The organism is Streptomyces sp. NPDC004752 (assembly GCF_053601275.1).
In genome coordinates, this window is the sequence record NZ_JBSGBN010000272.1 from 1 (window position 1) to 3,502 (window position 3,502).

The 3,502-nt window shown below is 72.0% G+C and carries 2 protein-coding genes and 1 pseudogene; all 3 read left to right on the top strand.

The genetic code is table 11. The annotated features are described in order from the left end of the window. Positions 1-989: pseudogene (locus tag ACWEKM_RS46140) on the top strand (DUF6801 domain-containing protein); the annotation flags it as partial. Between the two features lie 39 nt (positions 990-1,028). After that, entirely contained in the window at positions 1,029-1,976 is a 948-nt protein-coding gene (locus tag ACWEKM_RS46145; RefSeq protein ID WP_451627302.1) for a hypothetical protein, read from the top strand. Positions 1,977-2,194: 218 nt separating this feature from the next. Beyond that, complete coding sequence (locus ACWEKM_RS46150; RefSeq protein WP_451627303.1) at positions 2,195-3,406, top strand: PucR family transcriptional regulator; 1,212 nt, start codon at positions 2,195-2,197, stop codon at positions 3,404-3,406. The last annotated feature ends 96 nt before the right edge of the window (positions 3,407-3,502 follow it).

Consider the following 3,502-nt stretch of genomic DNA (forward strand, 5'->3'; position numbering starts at 1 on the left):
GGCTGCTGGCCGCCGTCCCGGTCGGCCCGGAGCCCGGCGGACCGGACGGCTCGCCGTCCGCGTCGCCCGCCCCCTCCGACACACCGCGGCGGCAGGACGGCGAACCGGCGGACCGGCAGCGGGAGAGGGCCCCGAGGGTCAACGGGGACTCGCCGGGCGGCGCGGCGGACAACGCGACGGGCGGCGCGGCGGTACGGCCCGACGCACCGCCGTGCCGGTACGACGCCCGGTACCCGGCGGGCCCGATGTCGCTGAACGCGTACATCACCGGATACTCCAACGTCCGGAAACTGAAGGGCGCCGCACTGGTCCCGCTGACCTGCACGCTGATCGAGCAGGGCGAACCGGAGTTCGAGTTCTACCCGGACTTCAGCGGCGGCACCATCAAGCAGCACTCCTCGGGCACCCTCTACAACGAGGGCCGCACAGGGTCGCCGCCGTTCGAGGCCACCTTCCTGACCTTCGGCTTCACCCCGACGACGGCCACCATGGTGCTGGAGCAGACCGGCCCGCTGACCATCGACTCGCTCGGCGCCACCGACTTCGTGTTCACCAGCACCGACACCTATGTCCGGGTGCCGCTGGTGCTCCGGGTCACCAAGCTCACGGTCAACGGGACACCGCTGGACGTGGGTCCGAACTGCCGGACCGAGAAGCCCCTCACCTCCCCCGAACCGGATCCCGCGCACCACCTTGGCGACCATCTGGTGCTGCACGGCCGGGGAGAGCAGGTCACGGGCGAGCCGGCCACCGGCTATCTGCTGCTGTCCGGCGGCCCGCTGACCGGCGAGGCGGACATTCCCGCCTTCACCGGCTGCGGGACCGGCGGCGAGCACCTCGACCGTCTGCTGACCGCCTCGGTCTCCGGCTCCGGCAACTACGTCAAACAGACGCAGGGCCAGACGTGCTACGTGGCCGCGGACGTGCCGAACCCGGACGAGTGCACCACGGATCTGCAACCCCTGAAGATTCCCGTTCCCGAACGCTGAGTCACCCCTCCGCCAGGACCCCTCACGGAAGGCCACCTCATGAACCGGTTCCCGCTCGGCGCCAGACTCACCACCACCGTCACCGCGCTCACCGCCGCGCTCGGCGCCTTCGCCTCGATGGGCACGGCGACCGCCGCCACGGCCCAACTGAACGGCGAGTGGGCGCCGTTCACCCGCTGCCCGGTGGACGCACCGGCGATGGTCGCCGCGGACGGCCTGGCCAGGACGCCGCAGTGCGTGGTCTCCGCCTCGCCGAGCGGCTCCATCACGCTGGGCAACACCACCGTGGTGACGGGGCGGACCAACCTCCAGCTGGGGGTGGTGCAGAACTCCGACGGCACCAGCACCGTCGTGGCCCCGCCCGACGGCGCGGTCATCGCCGACTCGGCGTCCGTGCCCGGCGGGCTGCTGGGCCTGATGTGCCCGAGCGGGCTCCCCGTGATCACGGCCATCTGCGAGCAGCTCGCCGACAGCACGCTCAACAGGATCACGGCGACCGTGGAGTCCGTCGGCACGCCCTTCGACTTCGACCAGAGCGCGGGCGTCGTCACCGACCGGCCGATCGTCGCCCTGCCGGTCCGGATCCACCTGGAGAACCCGTTCCTCGGCGCGGGCTGCTACATCGGCACCAAGAACAACCCGATCGTGCTGCGGCCGAGGAACCTCACCTCCCCCGCGTTCGGGCTGTCGTCCTTCAAGGGCGACGGCACCCCCGCCGCCGACGGCGAGATGAGCCGGATCGGCCTCACCGGGGCGACCCAGAACGACAGCAGTTTCGCGGTGCCCGGCGCCAGCGGCTGCGGGCTGGGCATCGGCCTGATCGACGCGGCGGTCAATCTGAAGACCGGGCTGCCGTCCGCCGCCGGGAAGAACAGCCTCACCCTCAACGACACCCAGACCTACCTCACCGGTCTGACCGCACCCGGCACCGTCGCCCCCGACGCCGGCAAGATCCTCGCGCAGAACTGGAGATCGGCCGTCAGGTGAGCGCCGTACAAAGGCGATTATCAGCCGTCCCGGCAGTCCGATCCCGTCTCGCCGCGGCAAACCGTGCACGGCCTGTGTACGGCGCATGAAACTTCATTTAGCTTCAGCAGCCCACACAGGTATGCACCTGACGGCGGGCCGGGTGCCCCTCGGTCCTCGAGGGGCACCCGGCCGGTCTCCCCCCACCGGGCGCGTCGGAGAGCAAGGGACGACCAGTCATGCCTTCAACCGTACGGTCGCCGCAGGTCGGAGAGCCACTCGAACCCCTGCCCAGGGAGTTCGCGGCCTTCATGCGACCGGAGTTGCCCGGCCTCATGAAGGAAATACGCATCGAGGTGACCCGCGCCTATCCCGTCTACGGCAGGCTGCTCAACGGCCCCGACGCCGACGCCATCCGGCAGGGTGTCGAGGAGGCCCTGGCCGCCTTCGTGGACCGCGTCGCCGAACCGGGCAAGAAGTCGGCGCTGCGCGACCAGTTGTTACGCAAGTTCGGGCGCGTGGAGGCATATGAGGGCCGGGAGCTGGACACCCTCCAGGGGGCCTACCGGCTGGGCGCGCGCATCGCCCTGCGCAGGGCCAGGGCCGTGGGCCGCCAGTACAACCTGTCACCCACCGTCATCCTCGCCTTCGCCGACGCCCTGTTCGCCTATGTCGAGGAGTTGGAGGCACTCTCCCGCGAGGGCTATCTGGAGGTGCAGTCGCGGGCCTCGTCCGAGGTCTCGGCGGTACGAAGACAGTTGCTGCACCTGATCCTCGCCGCGCCGCCGCTGCCCCAGGCGACCGTGTCCGGGCTGTGTGAGGCGGCCGCCTGGCCGCTGCCCGCGGAGGTCACGCTGGTCGCCCTGCGTTCGCCCGCGCCCGACCGTCTGGAGGCGGGCCTGGCCGGTGACGTCCTCGCGGACCTGGACATTCCGCAGCCCCATCTGCTCGTCCCGGGAGCCCTGACCCCGGAGCGGATCGCGATGCTGGACGCGGCGCTGGCCGGCACCCACGCCGTCGCGGGTCTGACGGTGCCGCTCACCCAGGCGGCCGACTCCATCCGCTGGGCGCGCCGGGTGCTCCAGCTGATCGACGAAGGGGTCGTGGCCGACGCGCCGCTGACCCGCTGCGAGGACCACCTGGTGACGCTGTGGCTGCTGTCGGACCCGCCGCTCGTGTCCCAGCTGGCGGCCAGGGAACTGGCGCCGCTCGACGGGCTGCCGAGCAGTCGGCGCAGCCGGCTCATGGAGACCCTGCGTGTGCACATCTCCACCCGGGCGCCCGCGGAGCAGGTCGGCGAGATGCTGGGCGTGCACGCCCAGACGGTGCGCTACCGCCTGCGGAACCTGGACACCCGGCTCGGCGACCACCTCACCGACCCGGACCACCGCTTCGCCCTGGAGGCGGCACTGCGTTCGCTGCATCTGCGGGGCGGCACCGGCGGCGACTGAGCCACCCGACGGCAGACCTCCCGGAGACGGTTCTCCAGGCCCGTGGCCGTCGGCCGCGGGGCGCGGGGGCGCGGGGGCGCGGGGGCGCGGGGGCGC